This window comes from Chitinimonas sp. BJB300, assembly GCF_002735695.1.
Lineage (GTDB): Bacteria > Pseudomonadota > Gammaproteobacteria > Burkholderiales > Chitinimonadaceae > Chitinimonas.
Genome location: NZ_PDZH01000083.1, coordinates 1 through 20,621, shown reverse-complemented (window position 1 = coordinate 20,621; position 20,621 = coordinate 1). Strand labels below are relative to the sequence as shown.

The window sequence follows — 20,621 nt, the reverse complement described above, 5'->3', positions numbered from 1 at the left end:
GTTTACGATCCACGCTTCCTTCCCACGCTCGGTCGCCCTCACGCAGTTGCGCTTCACTTCGTTCGCTGTGATCAACTTACGGCGGGACTTCCACCCGCAGGAGTGCGCCCATGCTGGGCGCACATGGACAAAAAAAAAGTGCGACCTAAGTCGCACTTTTTTGAATAAACGAACCTCCGAAAGCCGACTCAGCCCAGATTGAGAGTGCCGGTAGTGGTAGTTCGGAAGGACATCTTCGTTTACTCCTGTGTTGGTAGGCGCGATTGGACTCGAACCAACGACCCCCACCATGTCAAGGTGGTGCTCTAACCAGCTGAGCTACGCGCCTAAAGAGCTGCGCATTCTAGGGATTTAAGCCGAAGCTGACAAGCCCTAGATACAAAATATTTCACATACCTCGCTTACGCCAGAAATAACGCAGCACAAAGCCGGGATATGCCGCCACGACGAACAGTGCAAACGTTGTCACATAAAACTGCCAGCGCTGCCGGTGCACAGGACCAAGGCGGCTTTCCAGCCATAACCCCAGCCCTCCTACCACTACATACAATACCAGCAATTCCAGTAACCGCCAGCCAAAGGCTTTAGTCTTCCCGTCTTTAGGCGGCCAGATAAACAGGGCACGCTCTACCATAAACGGCAAATTGGCGGCCAAGGCCGCCAATCCAATGAATGCATACAGTGCTGCGCTCACAGCATACCCAAACTATGACGAATCGACTCAAAGCACAGCTGCAACAAACTATCAGGCATAAGACCCAATACCAATACAGCCAAGCAATTGATGGACAACAATACTCGCATATCAGGCTTCACTGCGATTGGGCTACTGTCCACCGGTTCGTCCATGAACATCAGCTTCACCACCCGCAGGTAATAGAAAGCCCCAACCAAAGAGAACAAGACAGCCACGACGGCGAGCCACACCAGACCAAGATCGACAATCGCCTGGATTACCGCCAGCTTGGCGAAGAAGCCCACGAAAACTGGTATACCTGCCATTGAGAACATCACCAACAAGAACATCCAGGCAAACCATGGACTACGTTGCGCAAGCCCTTTTAAATCGGCAAGCCGCTCAGCCTCGAAACCCGCACGCGACAGCAGCAACACCACGCCAAAGCCAGCCACCGCCATAATGGCATAGACAATGGCATAGAACATACCTGCCGCATAACCCTGCAACGTACCGGCCAAAATACCCAGCAACATGAAGCCCATGTGCGAAATGGTTGAATAGGCCAGCATGCGCTTCAAATTGGTCTGTGCAATGGCAACCAGATTACCCACCCCGATAGACAAGACTGCCAGCACAATCAACATGCCCTGCCAATCCGCCATCAGTCCAGGCAATGCCTGCACCAATAGACGCATCACGAATGCAAACGCAGCCAACTTGGGTGCCGAACCAATCAGCAAAGTGACCGCAGTAGGCGAGCCTTGATAAACATCCGGCACCCACATATGAAATGGTACGTTTCCCAGCTTGAAACCAATACCGGTAACGATGAAGACAAGGCCAAACACCAGCAAAGTACGGCTAGCTGTACCACTGGCAACCTTGGCGGCAATCGCATGGATATCTAGGCTGCCCGTAGCGCCGTAGATCATCGACATACCGTAAAGCAACATGCCAGAGGCTAAAGCACCCAACACAAAGTATTTCATAGCAGCTTCTGTCGCTGGCTTGGAATCACGCGGCAGCGCCACCAAGGCATACAGCGACAACGACAGCAATTCCAGACCGACATAGAGCGTCAGCAAATTCGTCGCTGAAGCCATCACCATCATGCCCAATAGGGCAAACAGCGACAAAGTGAACAGCTCCCCGCGATACATCTGCCGATCGGCAGCATAGGCACGGCTGTAAGCCAACATCAGGCCAACTGCTGCATACATGCCCAGTTTGAGCACATCAGACATCGCATCTGCGACGAACATACCGGCAAAGGCAACCCGCGGCATCCAAGAGAAACCCTGAACTGTCAGCACTGCACTACCCACTAGTGCAATCAGCGACAACGTATAAGTGACATCGCGCTGCTCATCTTTGATGAACAGGTCAATCAAGAGCACGGCCGAAACCGCAAATAAAAGCCAGATTTCCGGCAGGGCGGCGACCAGATTCAAACTAGCGAGCGTCATTCTTGTTTAATCCCGGTTCGTATCAAGGCAGCTTGGAATGTTTAACTTGCATGATCAGCGTATCAACACTGGCGTGCATCTTTTCAGTAAACGCTTGCGGGTAGAGGCCCATGCCCAGCACGGTCACAGCCAATATCACCAACACAGTAAATTCACGCAGATTCACATCATTCAGTTCGGCGACATGCTCGTTGGCGACTTCGCCGAAAATCACGCGCTTGTACATCCACAAGGTATAAGCAGCACCGAAGATCAGCGTGGTGGCAGCGGCAAAGGCGTACCAGAAGTTCACCTTCACAGCGCCGATGATGACCATGAATTCCCCCACAAAGCCCGAGGTGGCAGGCAAGCCGGAATTGGCCATGGCAAACAGCAGGAAGAAAGCAGCAAACGTGGGCATGGTGTTGGCCACACCACCATAGTCGGCAATGTTACGGCTGTGGACACGGTCGTACATCACACCGATACAGAAGAACATCGCGGCGGAGACAAATCCGTGGGAAATCATCTGAACCAGTGCGCCTTCGACACCATAGGTAGTCGGCGCACCATCGGTGAACATAAAGAACCCCAGGGTAACGAAGCCCATGTGCGAAATGGACGAATAAGCAACCAGCTTCTTCATATCCGTCTGCACTAGCGCAACCAGACCAATATAGACAACCGCAACCAAGGACAAACCGATGATGATCCAACCCCACTCACGCGCGGCATCCGGCACAATCGGCAGAGCAAAACGTAGGAAACCATAGGCACCCAGCTTCAGGGTAATGGCCGCCAAAACCATGGAACCACCTGTTGGTGCTTCAACGTGCGCATCCGGCAACCAGGTATGAACCGGGAACATGGGCACCTTCACCGCAAATGCGAAGAAGAAGGCGATCATCATGAAGCCCTGCACAGACAGCGGCAGAAGCACGTGCTGGAACTCGGCAATCTCAAAGGTCTTGCCGGCATGGAAATACAGGTAGATGAACGTCACCAACAACAGCAACGAACCCATCAAGGTATACAAGAACAGCTTTACTGCAGCGTAGACACGGTTCTGACCACCCCATACACCCACGATCAGGTACAGCGGCACCAGCATCGCTTCAAAGAAGACGTAGAACAGCATCGCATCCATCGCAGCGAAAGCGCCATTGATCAGGCCGGACATGATCAGAAAGGCAGCCATGTACTGCGCAACCCGCTTCTGAATCACTTCCCAGCCCGCCACAACCACCAACAAGGTGGTAAACGCATTCAGGATGACGAAGAACATCGATAGGCCATCAACACCAAGGTGGTAGTTGATATTAAAAGCCGGAATCCATGGCATCTTTTCTACGAACTGCATGCCGCCATGCAGCAATGTGAACTGGGTATAGAGCGGGATGGTAACCAGGAAGCCCAGCCCCGCGCCCAGCAGCGCAATCAAGCGTGCCCAAGCAGCACGGCTATCACCGCCAGTTGCCAGCACGATGAGACCGGCCACGATCGGCACCCAGATCGCCAGACTCAACAGATGTTCAGACATATCCACCCTTACCTACTGAATGTGTTTTCTTTAAACGTGCACTGCACACGATTACTGCGGAATAAGGAAACGCCCGAGCCAGAAAGTCAGCAGCAGCAAGGCGCCGATAATCATGGCAAAAGCATAATGATAGATGTAGCCAGTCTGGACACGACGCATCAGACCCGCCATTGCCCCGACCAACTTGGCAGAACCATTGACCATCAGGCCATCGATCAACACCGTATCGCCCACCTTCCAGAACACCTTACCCAACTTACGGCCAAAGGTGGCAAAACCCTGGATATACAGATGATCCATGTAGTACTTGTTTTCCAGCAGGGTATTCAGTGGGCCCGTCTTGGCTTTGATAGCTGCAGGGATATCTGGACGCTTCATGTAGAAGAACCATGACAACGCAACACCTGCCAGCGCCAACCAGAATGGCGCAGTACCAAACGAATGCAGACCCATCGCCACGGCTCCGTGGAATTCCTCGCCCAACTCCTTCATCACATGATGGCGACTGGTATCAATCACGCCGTCGAAAAAACCGCCATACAGCATGGGTTCAATCGCGATAAAACCGATTACCAGCGAAGGAATAGCCAACAGCACCAGCGGTAATGTCACAACCCATGCGGTCTCATGCGGCTTATCGTTTGGTCCCAAACCATGGTGATGCTCATCGGCATGTTCGTCATCATGATGATCATGACCGTGATCATGCTTGGCTTCCATCCAACGTTCCTTGCCATGGAAGACCAGAAAGTACATGCGGAAGGAATAGAACGCCGTCACAAACACCCCGATAATCACCGCGGCGTAAGCAAACTGTGCAGCTGGCAGGTGCGACGCATGCACGGCTTCAATAATCGAGTCCTTGGAATAAAAACCAGAGAGGAATGGCGTACCGATCAAGGCAAGCGAACCAATCAAGGAAGTGATCCAGGTAACCGGCATGTACTTACGCAAACCGCCCATATTGCGGATATCCTGGTCATGATGCATGCCGATAATGACCGAGCCCGCAGCAAGGAATAGCAAGGCTTTGAAGAACGCATGCGTCATCAGATGGAATACCGCGACCGAATAAGCCGAGGCACCCAGTGCAACCGTCATATAACCGAGCTGCGACAATGTCGAATACGCCACGACGCGCTTGATGTCGTTCTGGATGATGCCAAGAAAACCCATGAACAACGCGGTGATCGCGCCAATGACCATGATGAAGTTCAGTGCCGTATCAGACAACTCGAACAGCGGCGACATCCGGGCGACCATGAAGATACCTGCTGTCACCATGGTAGCCGCGTGGATCAATGCCGAAATCGGTGTCGGGCCTTCCATTGAGTCCGGCAGCCAGACATGCAGGGGAAACTGGGCTGACTTACCCATCGCGCCGATAAACAGCAAGATGCAGGTCACACTCAATAGTGACCATGGCGTATCGGTGAACAAGCTGATGGTCACGTCCTTCAGCGCCGGTGCAGCAGCAAATACATCGGCGTAATAGAAGGAACCGAAATGGGTCAGCACCAGCCCGATACCCAACAAGAAGCCAAAGTCGCCAACGCGGTTGACCAGGAAAGCCTTCAGATTGGCGAAAATCGCGGTTGGGCGCTTGAACCAGAAACCAATCAACAGATACGAAACTAAACCTACCGCTTCCCACCCGAAAAACAGCTGGACGAAGTTATTGGCCATCACCAACATCAACATCGAGAAGGTGAACAGCGAGATATAGCTGAAGAAACGTTGGTAGCCGGGGTCTTCTTCCATGTAGCCGATAGTGTAGATATGCACCATCAGCGACACGAAGGTGACCACCACCATCATCATGGCTGTCAACTTGTCGACCAGGAAACCAACCGATACATCGATGCCATCTACGGTCAACCAGGTGTAGAGATTGCCGTTATAGGCTTCGCCGCCATTGAGCTGGTCATAAAGCACCGAAAAGGAGCCGACACAGGCGGCCGCCACACCGAGAATGGTCACCCAATGCGCGCCGGCACGGCCGACGAGGCGGCCAAACAGGCCCGCGACAATAGCGCCGAAAAGAGGTAGCAGGGGGATCAGCAGATAGAGCGTCGGTTTATCCATAGCGCAGTCTTGTTCTGTATTGCTTGTTAGGTCGTCGAATTTGCTGCAAGAAGGTCATTGCGATCAGCCCTTCAGGCTGTCGAGGTCTTCCACATTGATCGATCGGGTATTGCGGAACAGCACCACCAGGATTGCCAGACCAATTGCCGATTCAGCCGCAGCCACGGTCAGGATGAAAAACACAAAAATCTGTCCACCGGTATCGCCGAGATACTTGGAGAAAGCAATAAAGTTCATATTGACGGCAAGCAACATCAGCTCGATTGCCATCAGCAGAACAATGACGTTCTTGCGATTCATGAAAATGCCGAATACCGAAATCGCGAACAGGATCGCGGCCAGCACGAGGTAATGGGTCAGCGTCATGGTTTCTAGGCTCGTCTTGTTTCGATTCAGGCGGCCGGCTTGTTGCCAGCTTCGTCTGCAGCAGGAACTTCAGGCTGCTCTATTACGGCATCCATCTTGACGATGCGTACACGGTCATTGCGTTTCACCTTGATCTGATCAGCAGGATTCACGTACTTGGTGTTCTTGCGGCGGCGTAATGTCAGTGACACGGCAGCAATCATGGCAACCAGCAGCAACACCGCTGCCAATTCAAATGGCAGTACGTAGTCGGTATAGATTGGTACGCCCAGCTGCTTGATATTTGATACACCCTCGGGCAATGGCGCTACCGTCGACAACGAGGCCAGCCCAGTCTCTGGGGCTACCAACACCATCACCATTTCTGCAGCCATGATGGCGGCAACGGCTCCGGCAATTGGGAAGTAGCTCCAGAAATCCTTGCGTAGCTCTTCGAAATTGATATCCAGCATCATGACCACGAAGAGAAACAGCACCATCACCGCACCGACATAGACCAGTACCAGGGAGATGGCGAGGAATTCGGCTTCGATCAGCATCCACAACACCGCGCCGGTGAAGAAAGACAACACCAAGCTCAGGGCTGCGTGCACTGGGTTCTTGGCGGTAATCACCCGAAGTGCAGAAGCAATCAGGATGGCCGCAAAAATATAGAAAATGACAATAGTCGGGGTCATGGCTGCCGGTTCGAGGATGGACGTTTAGCGATACTTGGCATCGGCTTCGCGATTCTTCGCGATTTCGGCTTCGTACTTGTCACCCACTGCCAGCAGCATGGGTTTAGTGAAATACAGATCGCCACGCTTTTCACCGTGGTATTCCAGTACATGGGTTTCCACGATGGCATCTACGGGGCAGGCTTCTTCGCAGAAACCGCAGAAAATGCACTTGGTCAGGTCGATATCGTAGCGCGATGTACGACGTGTGCCGTCATCCCGCACTTCCGACTCGATTGTGATGGCAACAGCAGGGCACACGGCTTCGCATAACTTACAGGCGATGCAGCGCTCCTCACCATTGGCATAGCGACGTTGCGCATGCAGGCCACGGAAACGCGGCGAATACGGCGTTTTCTCTTCCGGGAATTGCACAGTAATCTTACGCTGGAAGAAATGCCGGCCTGTGAGCGCTAGACCCTTGACCAGTTCAACCAACAAGAATGTTTTGAAGAAATTCTGAATCTTTTCCATGGTGCTCAACTCACCAGAGCGAATACGGGGTTTGCATCCAGGCGGCAACCAGGACGATCCAAACTAGGGTCACAGGGATGAAGACCTTCCAGCCCAAACGCATCAACTGGTCATAGCGATAGCGCGGGAAAGTAGCGCGGAACCAAAGGAAGCAGAACAGGATGAAGGCAGTCTTCAGGCCCAACCAGTGGAAGCCTTCGGCTCCCAGGAAAGGCACCGATGCCGGGAAGGGTGACAGCCAGCCACCCAGGAACATGATCGAGGTCATGATCGAGATCAGGATCATGTTGGCATACTCACCCAGGAAGAACAGGGCGAAACTCATACCGGAGTATTCGATCATGTGGCCAGCCACGATTTCGGACTCGCCTTCGGTCACGTCAAACGGTGCGCGGTTGGTTTCCGCAACGCCCGAGATCAGGTAGACCAGAAACAACGGAAAGAGCGGGATTAGGTTCCAGGACAAGATGGAACCCCCTGCAACACCTTGCGCTTGCTGAGTAACTATGTCGGTCAGATTCAAGCTGCCCGAAAGCATCAATACACCTACCAAGGCAAAGCCCATGGCGAGTTCATAGGAAATCACCTGGGCCGAAGCACGCATAGCACCAAGGAAAGCGTACTTGGAATTCGATGCCCAACCGGCCACGATAACGCCGTACACGCCCAACGAAGTAATCGCCATCACGTACAGCAAACCGGCATTCACATTGGCCAGTACCACGCCAGGCGAAAATGGCACCACAGCCCAGGCAGCCAGGGAGGGCGCCAACACCATGATAGGGGCAAAGAAGAACAGACCGGTTGAAGCCGCGCTGGGGGAAATAATTTCCTTCAGCAGAAGCTTCACACCATCGGCAATCGGCTGCAGCAAACCAAACGGCCCCACACGGTTCGGTCCGATGCGTATCTGCATGTAACCGATGACCTTACGCTCGGCCAAGGTCAGATAAGCAACTGCACCAAACAAGGGGGCCACGATCAGGACAATTTTAAGCAACGTCCAAGCAACCGTACCTGTAGTCGGACCAAGCACAGAGAGAAAACCGTTATAGAGCGCGTCGATCATGGCTTTTCTCCTCAGGCGCGCGTCAGTTGGATAGGCGCAAACATCGCACCCAGCATGACAGTCTTCGGATGGGCAACGGGCAATCTGACTACGCCCTCGGCCAAGCCGGCATCAATAGCCACGGTGAACTGCGCCTGGGCATCACCTTGCTTGACTTGCACTTTATCCCCTGCAGCAACACTCGCTTGCTTGGCTGTAGCAGCCGACAGGCTAACCATAGGCGCAGCTGCATCTCGTGTCTTTTGCAGTGATGGCGCACGCCGCACCAATGCATCACCCTGGTAGATAGGCACTTCGCCCAGACGCACCAAACCAGCGCCAGCAGGCTGTAATGTGACAACAACGCCGTTGACTGCATTGTTCAGCTTGGCGGCAATGCCCACCTCACCTTGTGGCAACGCCGCTTTGCGAACCGCTTCGGCATTGTCAAAATCAAAGCCCTCAAGGCCAAGCAAATTACCCAATACGCGCAACACCTTCCAACCTGGGCGGCTATCGCCCAATGGCTTGACCACGCCATTGAAGGTCTGCAGCTTGCCTTCCATATTCACGAAACTACCAGCAGTTTCCGAGAACGGTGTAATCGGAAGCAGCACATCAGCGTACTCCACCCCGGCATGCTTGAAAGCAGAGAAAGCCACAACCATCTCTGCCTGCTTGACGGTCGCCAACGCCACCTGGGCATCATGGCTATCGAATTCCACTTCGGTGTTGAACAGCAGCACCGCTTTACGTGGTTTGACCAAAGCATTACCGGCTTCCATACCCAACACCTGGGCACCCACCGTATTCGCCGCTTCACTCATCCAGCCCAAGGTAGCGCCAGTGACGGCAGCAAGCTGATTCGCCAATGCAGCAATCTCGGCAGCACGCGGGTTGTGAGCGGCCAGATTACCCAACAATACGGTGGCACGGCCGCCTTCGCTGGCTGCTGCCGCCACCAATTGCTTGGCAATGCTACGTGCATCGTCACTCACCACCACATCCGCGACTTCAGCAGGTACCGTCTGCTGCTTGTGTTCTGCAGCCGCCTTCACAACCGCGGCTACTGCCTCAACCATCTGGTCAGGACGTACGATCAACTTGCCACTCAACTTGGTGAACAACTCATCATCCATCGGATTGATGATGGAAAGATTCAGGCCACGCTTAACCGCTTGGCGTAAGCGCTGCGCCAACAGTGGCTGTTCCTTGCGGATGGTAGAACCCACCACCACCACGGCTTTGGATTGGGCGACATCCCCAATCGCCAGGCCCAACCAAGTAGCACCCTGCTGGGCCTTGGTCAGGCGGGCATCCGCATAGCGGCCTGCAAAGCTGGCAGCACCCGCACCAAGGGCGCTACTGAGCTTATTCAGTAAAAACAACTCTTCCAGGGTTGAATGCGGCGTACCAACCACCGCAATCGATTCGGCACCATATTCGCGCGAAATTGACTTCAAACCATTGCCCACATATTCAAGCGCAGACTGCCAGTCAGTCTCAATCCACTGCCCGCCTTGCTTAAGCATCGGCTTCGTCAAGCGCTGCTCGCTATTGAGCGCTTCGTAAGCAAAGCGATCACGGTCGGCAATCCAGCATTCATTGATGGCTTCATTTTCCAACGGCAACACGCGCATCACGCGGTCACTCTTCACCTGAACAATCAGGTTGGCGCCCAAACCATCGTGCGGGCTGACGCTTTTGCGTCGTGATAATTCCCATGTACGGGCGGTATAGCGGAAAGGTTTGGAAGTCAGCGCGCCAACGGGGCACAGGTCAATCACGTTGCCGGAGATTTCCGAATCGACCGTCATGCCGATAAAGGACATGATTTCGGAGTGCTCACCACGCCCCGCCATACCGATTTCCTGCATGCCCGCCACCTCTTCAGTAAAGCGGACACAACGCGTGCAGTGGATGCAACGGGTCATATCGGTCGAGATCAGCGGACCAAGGTCCTTGTTCGGGACCACGCGCTTCTCTTCCTCGTAGCGCGAATTGGAACCGCCGTAACCTACTGCCAGATCCTGCAACTGACATTCACCACCCTGGTCACAAATCGGACAATCCAACGGGTGGTTGATCAGCAGAAACTCCATCACCCCCTGCTGCGCCTTGACGGCCATGTCTGAGTGGGTGAATACCTTCATGCCATCATTTACCGGCGTAGCACAGGCTGGCAGCGGCTTTGGCGCTTTCTCCACCTGGACAAGGCACATGCGACAGTTAGCCGCAATCGATAGCTTCTTGTGATAACAGAAGTGGGGGATATGCGTACCAATAGACCGTGCTGCCTCAATGACCGTAGTGCCATTGGGGACTGTCAGTTTGGTACCATCAATTTCGATTTCAAGCATGGTCGGGCTGCCCGAACTTTCGTTTGTTACTACTGGCGGATGCCTGGTCTTGCAAAACCAGTCGAAGTAATGATTTGTCAGCAAACCTAACGTGGGGTGCTGATCAATACCCCGGCACGATGCATTTCTTGTGCTCAATGTGATGCAGGAACTCAGCACGGAAGTGCTTGAGCATCCCCTGCACCGGCATTACAGCTGCATCACCGAGCGCACAAATGGTGCGGCCAGCGATGTTCTTGCCTACCGATTCAAGCAAATCAAGATCTTCCGGGCGACCAAGGCCGCGCTCGATCCGATCCACCACACGATAGAGCCAACCCGTACCTTCACGGCATGGCGTGCACTGGCCACAAGACTCTTCAAAATAAAAATAGGACAACCGGCGCAACGCCTTGACCATGCAGACAGTCTCGTCCATCACAATCACCGCGCCAGAACCCAGCATGGAACCCGCCTTGGCAATGGCGTCGTAATCCATGGTGGTTTCCATCATGATATGGCCCGGCAGCACCGGGGCAGAAGAACCACCCGGGATGACGGCCTTGATCTTCTTGCCACCACGCATACCACCGGCCATTTCCAGCAATTCACTGAAAGGCAATCCGAGTGGAACTTCAAAGTTGCCCGGCCGGTTCACATGGCCGGACACCGAAAACAATTTGGTTCCACCGTTGTTGGGCTTACCCAGCTCCAGAAACTTCTGGCCACCCTCACGGATAATGTAGGGTACCGAAGCAAAGGTCTCGGTGTTATTGATCGTGGTGGGCTTACCGTACAAACCATAGCTGGCCGGAAATGGCGGCTTGAAGCGCGGCTGGCCTTTCTTGCCCTCCAGGGACTCAAGCAAAGCCGTTTCTTCACCGCAAATATATGCGCCATAACCATGATGGCCATGTAGCTGGAAGCAAAAATCGCTGCCAAGAATATTGTCGCCGAGAAAACCTGCGCGCCGCGCTTCTTCCAAGGCCGCTTCGAAGCGTTCATACGCGGCGAAGACTTCACCATGGATATAGTTGTATCCAACGGTAATACCCATCGCATACCCACCGATAATCATGCCTTCGATCAGGGCGTGCGGGTTATTGACGATAATGTCCAGATCCTTGAAAGTCCCGGGCTCACCTTCATCCGTATTGCACACCAGATACTTCTGCCCAGGAAAGCTACGGGGCATGAATGACCATTTCAACCCGGTCGGGAAGCCCGCACCACCACGGCCACGCAACGAAGAGGTCTTCAGTTCCGCAATAATCGTGTCTTGGGTAATACCTTCAGCAATGATCTTCTTCAGCGCTGCATAACCACCGCGCTGGATATAGGCATCGATGTTCCATGAATTAGGATCATCAAAATCGACGCCGTCGAACACAACGCCTTTGACGTAAACGGTCATTCGCTTCGTCCCCGGCCTTAGTTAAATTCAGCCAGCTTGCGATCAATCGCATCTGGCGTCATGTGATTGCACATGGTGTGATTGTTCACCAGCAAGACCGGGGCATAACCGCAGGCACCCATGCACTCGCCTTCCTTGAGTGTGAATTTGCCGTCTGCCGTGGTTTCGTTGTAGTGGATACCAAGCTTTTTCTGCAGGTATTCACCCGCCTCGGCTCCACCCGATAATGCACAAGGCAGATTGGTACAGACAGTGAGCTTGTACTTGCCCACCGGGCTACGGTCATACATGTTGTAGAAGGTTGCCACCTCATGGGCCGCCATAGGGGCAATGCCCAGATAGTCCGCCACAAGCTTGATGGTATCGGCAGACAACCAGCCTTTTTCGACTTGGGCAATACGTAATGCAGACATGACGGCCGAACGCTTTTGCTCGGCGGGATACTTGGCCACTTCGCGATCGATTTGCGCGAGGGAATCGGGGCTTAGCCCTGAATTGAGATCACTCACCGATCAACCTCCCCAAACACGATGTCCTGCGTACCAATAATCGCCACGACATCCGAAATCATATGGCCCCGCGCCATTTCATCAAGCGCAGACAAATGCACAAAACCAGGCGCACGAATCTTCAAGCGATAAGGCTTATTGGCACCATCGGATACAAGATAGATACCAAACTCGCCTTTTGGATGCTCGATAGCCGCATAGGCTTCACCTTCAGGCACATGCATACCTTCGGTGAAGAGCTTGAAATGGTGAATGAGCTCTTCCATATTCGACTTCATATCGAGACGGCTAGGCGGCGCTACCTTGTGGTTATCAACAATAACCGGACCTGGATTCTTACGCAGCCAGTCCACACACTGCTTGATGATGCGGTTGGACTGGCGCATTTCTTCGATACGGACCAGATAGCGGTCATAGCAATCGCCATTCACACCAACGGGAATATCGAAATCAAGCTTGTCATAGACTTCGTATGGCTGCTTCTTACGTAAATCCCACTCAATACCCGAGCCACGCAACATGGCGCCAGAAAGTCCAAGCTGAATAGCACGCTCCGGGCTCACTACACCGATGCCAACGGTACGCTGCTTCCAGATACGGTTGTCTGTCAGGAGCGTTTCATACTCATCGACATAGGTCGGGAAACGCTTGGTAAAATCTTCGATGAAGTCGAGCAAGGAACCCTGGCGATTTTCGTTCAGCTGCTTAATCGCCGCCGCATTTCTTACCTTGGACGCTTGGTATTGCGGCATTGCATCGGGCAGGTCGCGGTATACGCCACCGGGGCGGTAGTAGGCGGCATGCATACGCGCGCCCGATACCGCTTCATAACAGTCCATCAGGTCTTCCCGTTCGCGGAAAGCGTACAGGAAGATGGTCATGGCGCCACAATCGAGGCCATGGGCACCGATCCACATCAAGTGGTTCAGTACCCGGGTAATCTCGTCAAACATGACACGGATGTATTGCGCGCGAATCGGCACCTCAATACCCATCAACTTCTCGATGGCCATGACATAGGCGTGCTCATTGCACATCATCGACACGTAATCCAGACGATCCATATAAGGAACCGACTGGATGAAGGTCTTATGCTCCGCAAGCTTTTCAGTTGCACGATGCAACAAACCAATATGCGGGTCCGCACGCTGGACCACTTCGCCATCCAACTCCAACACCAGGCGCAACACACCGTGCGCCGCAGGATGCTGAGGACCGAAGTTCAAAGTGTAATTCTTGATCTCAGCCACCGTAGTTCTCCTCGCGGATGATGCGCGGCGTCACTTCTCGCGGCTCGATAGTGACAGGCTGATAGATCACACGCCCTTGGGTGGGGTCATAGCGCATTTCCACATTGCCCGACAGCGGGAAATCCTTGCGGAACGGATGGCCAACAAAACCATAGTCCGTCAGAATCCGGCGTAAATCCGGGTGATCGGTAAACACGATGCCATACAGATCAAATGCTTCACGCTCAAACCAATTCACGCCCGGCCAGACCTCCAGCATCGAACTAATCACCGGCAATTCATCGTCTTCACAGAAAACGCGAACACGCATACGTGTATTCATCGAAACCGACAATAGATGGTAAACCACTGCAAAACGCAGGCCATCCCAACCACTATCCTTATAACTGCTGTAGTCCATACCGCAAAGGTCGACACAGGTCTTGAACTGCAATGCCTCGTGGTCACAAAGCATACGGGCAACACCCGGCCAATCGGCCGACTTCACCACTAAGGTCAGTTCGCCTAATGCGTTGATCAAGGAAACGGCCTTGTCACCCAAGGCCGTTTGCAGTGATTGTTGCAGCGTGTCGAGTTTGGTCGCCATATTGCGTATCTTGGTTAACGCGCGATGGTATTGGTGCGCTTGATCTTGTTTTGCAGCTGAATCAAGCCATAAAGCAAGGCCTCAGCTGTCGGGGGGCATCCAGGGACATACACGTCAACCGGGACGATGCGGTCGCAACCGCGAACCACAGAATAGGAATAGTGATAGTAGCCACCGCCATTCGCGCAGGAGCCCATTGACAGCACCCAACGGGGTTCCGGCATCTGGTCGTATACCTTACGCAATGCGGGCGCCATCTTATTGCAGAGGGTTCCAGCAACGATCATCAAATCAGACTGGCGTGGACTCGGGCGGAATACAATGCCAAAACGGTCCAAATCGTAACGCGCCGCACCTGCATGCATCATCTCAACCGCGCAACATGCCAAGCCAAAAGTCATCGGCCACAGGGAGCCCGTGCGAGTCCAATTCACTACCGTATCGACTGTCGTCGTAATGAAGCCTTTGTCCATTACACCCTGAGTCACGGCATTGTCGGCTACTCCCATTCCAATGCTCCCTTCATCCATTCATAAACGAAGCCAACCACCAGAATACCCAGGAACACCATCATGGCAACAAACCCGGGGAAACCGACATCTTTTATCACCGCAGCCCAAGGCAGCAGGAAGGCGACTTCGAGATCAAACAGGATGAATAGAATAGCCACCAAGTAATAACGCACATCAAACTGCATGCGTGCATCTTCGAAAGCTTCAAATCCACATTCGTAAGGAGACAGCTTTTCCGGATCAGGACGATTAGTCCCCAATAACATGCTGACAGTCTTGCCGAGCGCCATAGGAGCGACGCCAACCAACAAACCCACCACCATGAAAAGCAGGACTGGGAAGTAGTTCTCGAGCATGAAAGCTCCCCGGTACGATTTATAGTTTAATTAATATAGACGTGCTGGAAGTCTAGCTTCCATTGACATCGCCGCAAGCCCAATTCGGGAAGGACATGCAACGATCTAGAATTTGGTGCCGACAGTGAGACTCGAACTCACACAGCTTGCGCCACTACCCCCTCAAGATAGCGTGTCTACCAATTTCACCATGTCGGCAGTTCACCAAATAATTTGAACGAATCAGTTAGGGATACTGCTCTGATTATCGTTTTTCACCGGCTTAACCGGTGCGTCCTTCTGAGCAGAAGCAGGCTTGACCGGAACAGCATTAGTCATTACACCCGCACCCACACTAGCCGCCGGCCTGGAATCAACCCACACCAAGGCAAAGAGACTACAGAAGAAAATTGTAGCACAGATAGCCGTTGTCCTACTCAAAAAATTTGCAGAACCAGAGGCGCCAAAGAGGCTGCCTGACGACCCGCTACCGAAGGCAGCGCCCATATCCGCACCCTTGCCGTGCTGCAATAGCACCAGCACAATGACTGCCAACGCGGACAGAACATTAACAACCTGAACTAAACTTTTAATTGCTTCCATTTTGCTCAACCAGACGCTCGGCAAACTCGGCCGAATTCTCTAGCAAAGAGAAGCGTAACGCAGCGCCACACTTCCACACATTGCAACACAGGCATAAGCCCGCTCAACCCTGCTTCCAACAAACAAACGATGCCTACTGCAAAACGCTACTTTAGTAAGAAGCATGAAAAAGCAAAGGCGTCGGATTCTATACGTCCCAGCTCTCCGTAGTCAATGCGGTTAGCCTATTGCGAGGGCCAATAGCAAGGACTGTCATGTTTTCGCAATATTCGATGATTACCATCTTATCGATTTACAAAACTTGCCGACCTGCAAAAACGGCAACAATCGTGTCTACTCATCCGATATCGGGCAATTCATTGGAGATTCCGCATGCACTTGTCTTTGGGCCGCAAACTGATCGCGACCACCTTCCTAAGCTTAAGCTGTCACGCTCAGGCCACGGATATCATCGGCGCGGGCGCTAGCTTCCCTTATCCGCTTTATGCCAAATGGGCAGAAGTCTACAAGCAAAAAACCGGCACCGGGTTGAATTACCAGTCCATCGGGTCAGGTGGTGGCATCAAGCAGATTCAAGCAAAAACGGTGGATTTTGGCGCGTCAGATGCACCAATGAAGCCCGAAGAACTAGTCAAAAATGGCTTGTATCAGTTCCCCACCGTGATGGGCGGCGTAGTACCCGTCTACAATCTACCGGGCGTGGCAGTTGGCCAGCTTAAGCTGACCCCTACCGTATTGGCTGATATCTATCTTGGCAAGATAAAGAACTGGAACGACCCAGCCATTGCTGCGCTGAACAAAGGCGTGGCACTGCCCGACTTACGGGTGAACATCGTGCGGCGTGCGGATGGATCGGGCACCACCTTTATTTTTACCAATTACCTGTCAAAAGTTAGTGCCGATTGGAAAGCCAAGGTCGGGGAAGGGACTGCGGTTGCATGGCCAGCAGGGATCGGCGGCAAAGGCAATGAAGGCGTTGCAGCCTATGTGCAACGTCTGAAAGGCGCAATTGGTTACGTGGAATATGCCTATGCGAAAAGGAACAAGCTGTCCTACGTCACCTTGCAAAATAGGGAGGGTGTGTTTATTGAACCCAACGAAGCCTCCTTCAAGGCAGCGGCAACCTATGCCGACTGGAAAAATGCACCGGGTTTTTATGAAATCCTGACCAATGAGCCTGGAAAAGATTCTTGGCCTATCGTTGGTGCAACGTTCATTCTGATGCACAAGAAACAAGACAAACTCGCCAGCGCGAAAGACGTTTTAAAGTTCTTTGAATGGGCCTATAGCGCGGAGGGCGACAAGCTTTCAATGGACCTGGACTACATCCCCATGCCTGAGGAAGTCGTGACACAGATCAAGGCCTCCTGGAAACAAATGACCGACGCTAACGGCGCTTCGGTTCTGAAGTAGACTGCAGCTACGCATGCGCCCACTTGGCGTATTGCCCCTCTTACGGCAGGAATCAACATATTCGTTGAAACCTGCCGCACTGTTAGTAACAAGCCATGAGTAATGCATGTCTGCCCCAGCCCGTCCGACATATAGCCACTTAGCCGACATTTTGTTCTTCAACCTGACCCGAAGCGCGGCGCTGCTGGTTTTGGTGTTACTTACCGCCATCATCGCTTCATTGGTACACGGCAGTTGGGATTCGATCAGCCATTTCGGCTTTCGCTTTCTGTTTTCGTCATCGTGGGACCCGGTAGCAAGCACGTTCGGGGCTTGGCGCCCCATCCAGGGGACCTTGATCACGTCTTTTATCGCCCTGCTGATAGGTGTGCCTATCAGCTTTGGCATTGCACTTTTTTTGACCGAGCTATCCCCACTCTGGTTACGCAGACCTTTAGGGATTGCCATTGAATTGCTGGCCGGCATCCCTTCCATTATTTACGGAATCTGGGGCTTGTTCGTGGTTGCCCCCATTTTGATGGAAGGTAAAAGGCTGGAAGGACTGGGCATTACGATTCCAGCCATTCAACCATGGCTTACCGAGGTGACAAGTGGGATCCCCATCATCGGCCACCTCTTTGATGGCCCGCCATTTGGCATCGGCATGTTTACCGCGGGTTTGATTCTAGCCATCATGGTGATTCCTTACATTGCTTCGGTTATGCGCGATGTATTTGAAGTTGTCCCCCCCATGCTCAAAGAATCTGCTTACGGCCTGGGTGCGACCACCTGGGAAGTGGTTTGGAATGTGGTCCTGCCTTACACAAGGACAGGCGTAGTAGGCGGCATCATGCTGGGCTTGGGGCGTGCGTTGGGTGAAACCATGGCAGTCACCTTCGTCATCGGTAATTCATATGATGCTATCGACTCGTTGTTTCATCCTGGCAACTCAATCGCATCCATACTGGCCAATGAGTTTGCTGAAGCCAGTGATGCGCTTCATTACGGCGCACTCATCGAGATGGGTCTGATTCTGTTCCTAATTACCTTTGTGGTACTGGCGTGCTCAAAATTGCTGTTACTTCGCCTGCAAAAGGGCGAAGGCAGCAACGCCTAGAATCGATGACCATCATGCACAACACCATTTATCGACGCCGGCGCCTCATCAACGCCTTCAACCTGACCATGTCCACGCTGGCCATGCTATTCGGCCTGTTCTGGCTGGGCTGGATTCTATTCACCCTGTTCAGCAATGGCTTGGCAGCCATCAGCCTGGCAACCTTCACCCAAAATACACCTGGGCCTGATAGCACTGGCGGTGGGCTCTTGAATGCCATTGTCGGCAGCCTCCTCATGGCATTGACCGGCACGCTGATCGGCACCCCTATCGGCATCCTTGCCGGTATCTATCTTGCCGAATACGGCCAGCGTGGGTGGCTGGCCCCCACCGCCCGCTTTATCAATGACATCCTGCTGTCCGCACCATCGATTGTCATCGGCCTGTTTGTCTGGATTGCCTACATCCAATACGTCGGCCATTTCTCCGGCTGGGCTGGCAGCTTTGCTCTGGCTTTACTCGTCATCCCCGTCGTACTGCGTACAACCGAAAACATGCTACGGCTGGTACCGCATTCAATGCGGGAGGCAGCCTACGCGCTAGGTGCACCACGCTGGAAGGTTGTCTTGGCGGTAACACTGAGGGCATCCAAGGCGGGCGTGATTACAGGCATTCTGCTGGCTGTCTCTCGCATTTCTGGTGAGACCGCACCTTTGCTCTTTACGGCGCTGAACAACCAGTTCTTCAGCGCCAACATGAATCAACCGATGGCTAACCTACCGGTCACTATCTTCAAATTCGCCATGAGCCCCTACGAGAACTGGATCTCTCTCGCTTGGGCCGGCGCGCTGATCGTAACCATGGCTGTGCTGATACTGAACATCATTGCCCGCAGCCTGCTGAAGAAAGAACATGGCTAAACCCGCAGGAACCTGTTCTCAGACTCAATGCGTCGCGCTTTACCCAGCCAAAGTAGCTCGCTGAAGATTTTGCACAGATTCTCTGGGCTTATCGCTCCATATCGCCCAAAAAAGTGACGACATGAATACGCAAACAGTACAAACCAAAATCACAGTACGTGACCTGAATTTCTACTACGGCAACTTCCACGCGCTAAAAAACATCAACTTGGATATTGCTGAGAAAAAGGTAACCGCCTTTATCGGCCCGTCTGGCTGCGGTAAGTCGACGCTGCTACGCACCTTCAACCGTATGTATGACCTCTACCCCAAGTTGCGGGCCGAAGGGCAGATTTTGCTTAATGGCCAGAACGTATTGGACAAGGGGGTAGACCTGAACATGCTCCGGGCAAAGGTTGGCATGGTGTTTCAAAAGCCCACGCCCTTTCCGATGTCCATCTATGACAATATCGCCTTCGGGGTGAAGCTGTATGAGCACTTAAGTCGCTCCGAAATGGACGATCGGATTGAGTGGGCACTACAGAAGGCTGCGTTATGGAATGAAGTAAAAGATAAGCTCAAGCAATCCGGGCTGGGCTTGTCTGGCGGCCAGCAGCAACGCCTTTGCATTGCACGCGCTGTCGCCGTAAAACCTGAAGTCGTCTTGCTTGATGAGCCGACTTCAGCCCTGGACCCTATTTCCACCGCCCATATCGAAGAACTGGTCCATGAATTGAAACAAGACTACACCATCGTCATCGTGACCCATAACATGCAGCAAGCAGCCAGAGTTTCGGATGTTACGGCGTATATGTATCTGGGCGAGCTGATGGAAGTCGGCCCAACAGATCAAATCTTCACCAAGCCTACACGCAAGGAGACTGAAGACTACATTACCGGCAAGTTTGGTTGAATCGCCGATAATCGGCATAGGGGCGGCTAGATTACCTGGCTGACCCCTGCCACACCACCCGGCATGCGGGTCCGCACCGGGCGGTTCGAGAAGTTGAGGTTAGGCGAGTCTTGGAACTCCCAAGCGATCGAAATAGGCGATCGGCAGCGCACGATTCAGCACGCCGTAGCCATTACGCCACCAGCGTCTGGCATTGCTCGCTATCCTCGTCGCGTCCGTTCCGCTCACCCCGAGCGCTTTCAGCTCCCGATACATGCTCCTGCCCCGCTTCCACTGTTTCAGATGCAGGGTGCGCAATCGGTGACGCAGCCATTCGTCCAGCTCTCGAAACTCCGTCGGCGTCTGCGCCAGTTGGAAATAACCCTTCCAGCCAGGCATATACGCTTTCAGTTTGTCGATTACCTGCTCCAGGCTGCGGCCACCACTACGTCGCGTCATTTCCCGAACGCGCTGTTTGTA

Annotated in this window: 21 protein-coding genes and 2 tRNA genes; 4 read left to right on the top strand and 19 right to left on the bottom strand. The window is 53.3% G+C overall.

The features are described 5' to 3' along the window. Positions 1 to 251: 251 nt before the first annotated feature. The 18 genes from CSQ89_RS14415 to secG all read right to left on the bottom strand — a co-directional run bounded on the left by CSQ89_RS14415 (position 252) and on the right by secG (position 15,901). Positions 252 to 328, bottom strand: a tRNA-Val gene (locus CSQ89_RS14415). A 60-nt stretch (positions 329 to 388) separates the two neighbouring features. Beyond that, entirely contained in the window at positions 389 to 694 is a 306-nt protein-coding gene (locus tag CSQ89_RS14410) for a DUF2818 family protein (RefSeq protein WP_099406834.1), read from the bottom strand. Continuing rightward, entirely contained in the window at positions 691 to 2,145 is a 1,455-nt protein-coding gene (gene nuoN, locus CSQ89_RS14405; protein WP_099406833.1) for an NADH-quinone oxidoreductase subunit NuoN, read from the bottom strand. Before nuoN ends, CSQ89_RS14410 begins: the two co-directional genes overlap by 4 nt. Positions 2,146 to 2,167: 22 nt before the next feature. Next, positions 2,168 to 3,664, bottom strand: a complete 1,497-nt coding sequence (locus CSQ89_RS14400) for an NADH-quinone oxidoreductase subunit M (protein WP_099406832.1) — start codon at positions 3,662 to 3,664, stop codon at positions 2,168 to 2,170. A gap of 51 nt (positions 3,665 to 3,715) precedes the next feature. After that, positions 3,716 to 5,749 carry an NADH-quinone oxidoreductase subunit L gene (gene nuoL / locus CSQ89_RS14395; protein ID WP_099406831.1) on the bottom strand — a complete coding sequence of 678 codons (2,034 nt, stop codon included), beginning with the start codon at positions 5,747 to 5,749 and terminating at the stop codon, positions 3,716 to 3,718. 63 nt (positions 5,750 to 5,812) lie between these two features. Continuing rightward, entirely contained in the window at positions 5,813 to 6,115 is a 303-nt protein-coding gene (gene nuoK / locus CSQ89_RS14390; protein WP_099406830.1) for an NADH-quinone oxidoreductase subunit NuoK, read from the bottom strand. 26 nt (positions 6,116 to 6,141) lie between these two features. Next, positions 6,142 to 6,792, bottom strand: coding sequence for an NADH-quinone oxidoreductase subunit J (locus CSQ89_RS14385; protein WP_099406829.1), 651 nt, complete (start codon positions 6,790 to 6,792; stop codon positions 6,142 to 6,144). A 24-nt stretch (positions 6,793 to 6,816) separates the two neighbouring features. Continuing rightward, the gene (gene nuoI, locus CSQ89_RS14380; RefSeq protein WP_441302617.1) at positions 6,817 to 7,296 is read right to left on the bottom strand and encodes an NADH-quinone oxidoreductase subunit NuoI; all 480 of its coding nucleotides are present in this window, start codon (positions 7,294 to 7,296) and stop codon (positions 6,817 to 6,819) included. A 19-nt stretch (positions 7,297 to 7,315) separates the two neighbouring features. Continuing rightward, a complete protein-coding gene (gene nuoH, locus CSQ89_RS14375; protein WP_099406827.1) occupies positions 7,316 to 8,374 on the bottom strand; it encodes an NADH-quinone oxidoreductase subunit NuoH in 1,059 nt (352 codons plus the stop codon). A gap of 11 nt (positions 8,375 to 8,385) precedes the next feature. Then, positions 8,386 to 10,713: an NADH-quinone oxidoreductase subunit NuoG gene (gene nuoG / locus CSQ89_RS14370; RefSeq protein WP_099406826.1), complete on the bottom strand. Its 2,328-nt coding sequence runs from the start codon at positions 10,711 to 10,713 to the stop codon at positions 8,386 to 8,388. 103 nt (positions 10,714 to 10,816) lie between these two features. After that, positions 10,817 to 12,106 (bottom strand): NADH-quinone oxidoreductase subunit NuoF, encoded by a 1,290-nt coding sequence (nuoF, locus tag CSQ89_RS14365; protein ID WP_099406825.1) that lies wholly within the window; start codon positions 12,104 to 12,106, stop codon positions 10,817 to 10,819. 17 nt (positions 12,107 to 12,123) lie between these two features. After that, a complete protein-coding gene (gene nuoE, locus CSQ89_RS14360; protein ID WP_099406824.1) occupies positions 12,124 to 12,615 on the bottom strand; it encodes an NADH-quinone oxidoreductase subunit NuoE in 492 nt (163 codons plus the stop codon). After that, the gene (locus CSQ89_RS14355) at positions 12,612 to 13,865 is read right to left on the bottom strand and encodes an NADH-quinone oxidoreductase subunit D (RefSeq protein ID WP_099406823.1); all 1,254 of its coding nucleotides are present in this window, start codon (positions 13,863 to 13,865) and stop codon (positions 12,612 to 12,614) included. Before CSQ89_RS14355 ends, nuoE begins: the two co-directional genes overlap by 4 nt. Further along, positions 13,858 to 14,451, bottom strand: coding sequence for an NADH-quinone oxidoreductase subunit C (locus tag CSQ89_RS14350; RefSeq protein ID WP_099406822.1), 594 nt, complete (start codon positions 14,449 to 14,451; stop codon positions 13,858 to 13,860). Before CSQ89_RS14350 ends, CSQ89_RS14355 begins: the two co-directional genes overlap by 8 nt. Before the next feature lie 14 nt (positions 14,452 to 14,465). Next, a complete protein-coding gene (locus CSQ89_RS14345; protein ID WP_099406821.1) occupies positions 14,466 to 14,960 on the bottom strand; it encodes a NuoB/complex I 20 kDa subunit family protein in 495 nt (164 codons plus the stop codon). Next, entirely contained in the window at positions 14,951 to 15,319 is a 369-nt protein-coding gene (locus CSQ89_RS14340; protein ID WP_099406820.1) for an NADH-quinone oxidoreductase subunit A, read from the bottom strand. Before CSQ89_RS14340 ends, CSQ89_RS14345 begins: the two co-directional genes overlap by 10 nt. 113 nt (positions 15,320 to 15,432) lie before the next feature. Continuing rightward, positions 15,433 to 15,517, bottom strand: a tRNA-Leu gene (locus CSQ89_RS14335). A gap of 24 nt (positions 15,518 to 15,541) precedes the next feature. Beyond that, positions 15,542 to 15,901, bottom strand: a complete 360-nt coding sequence (gene secG, locus CSQ89_RS14330) for a preprotein translocase subunit SecG (RefSeq protein WP_099406819.1) — start codon at positions 15,899 to 15,901, stop codon at positions 15,542 to 15,544. A 372-nt stretch (positions 15,902 to 16,273) separates the two neighbouring features. On the opposite strand from secG, the gene pstS reads away from it, so the two are divergent. The 4 genes from pstS (at position 16,274) to pstB (ending at position 20,162) form a co-directional block, all read left to right on the top strand. After that, on the top strand, positions 16,274 to 17,314 hold the full coding sequence (pstS, locus tag CSQ89_RS14325) for a phosphate ABC transporter substrate-binding protein PstS (RefSeq protein ID WP_099406818.1): 1,041 nt from the start codon (positions 16,274 to 16,276) through the stop codon (positions 17,312 to 17,314). Positions 17,315 to 17,420: 106 nt separating this feature from the next. Further along, positions 17,421 to 18,410, top strand: a complete 990-nt coding sequence (gene pstC / locus CSQ89_RS14320; protein WP_099406817.1) for a phosphate ABC transporter permease subunit PstC — start codon at positions 17,421 to 17,423, stop codon at positions 18,408 to 18,410. A 14-nt stretch (positions 18,411 to 18,424) separates the two neighbouring features. Continuing rightward, on the top strand, positions 18,425 to 19,270 hold the full coding sequence (gene pstA / locus CSQ89_RS14315; RefSeq protein WP_099406835.1) for a phosphate ABC transporter permease PstA: 846 nt from the start codon (positions 18,425 to 18,427) through the stop codon (positions 19,268 to 19,270). Between the two features lie 121 nt (positions 19,271 to 19,391). After that, positions 19,392 to 20,162: a phosphate ABC transporter ATP-binding protein PstB gene (gene pstB / locus CSQ89_RS14310; protein WP_099406816.1), complete on the top strand. Its 771-nt coding sequence runs from the start codon at positions 19,392 to 19,394 to the stop codon at positions 20,160 to 20,162. 99 nt (positions 20,163 to 20,261) lie between these two features. Here pstB and CSQ89_RS14305 read toward each other — a convergent pair. Beyond that, positions 20,262 to 20,621, bottom strand: a 360-nt coding sequence (locus tag CSQ89_RS14305) for a group II intron maturase-specific domain-containing protein (protein ID WP_304441801.1), incomplete at its 5' end; no start/stop codon positions are given.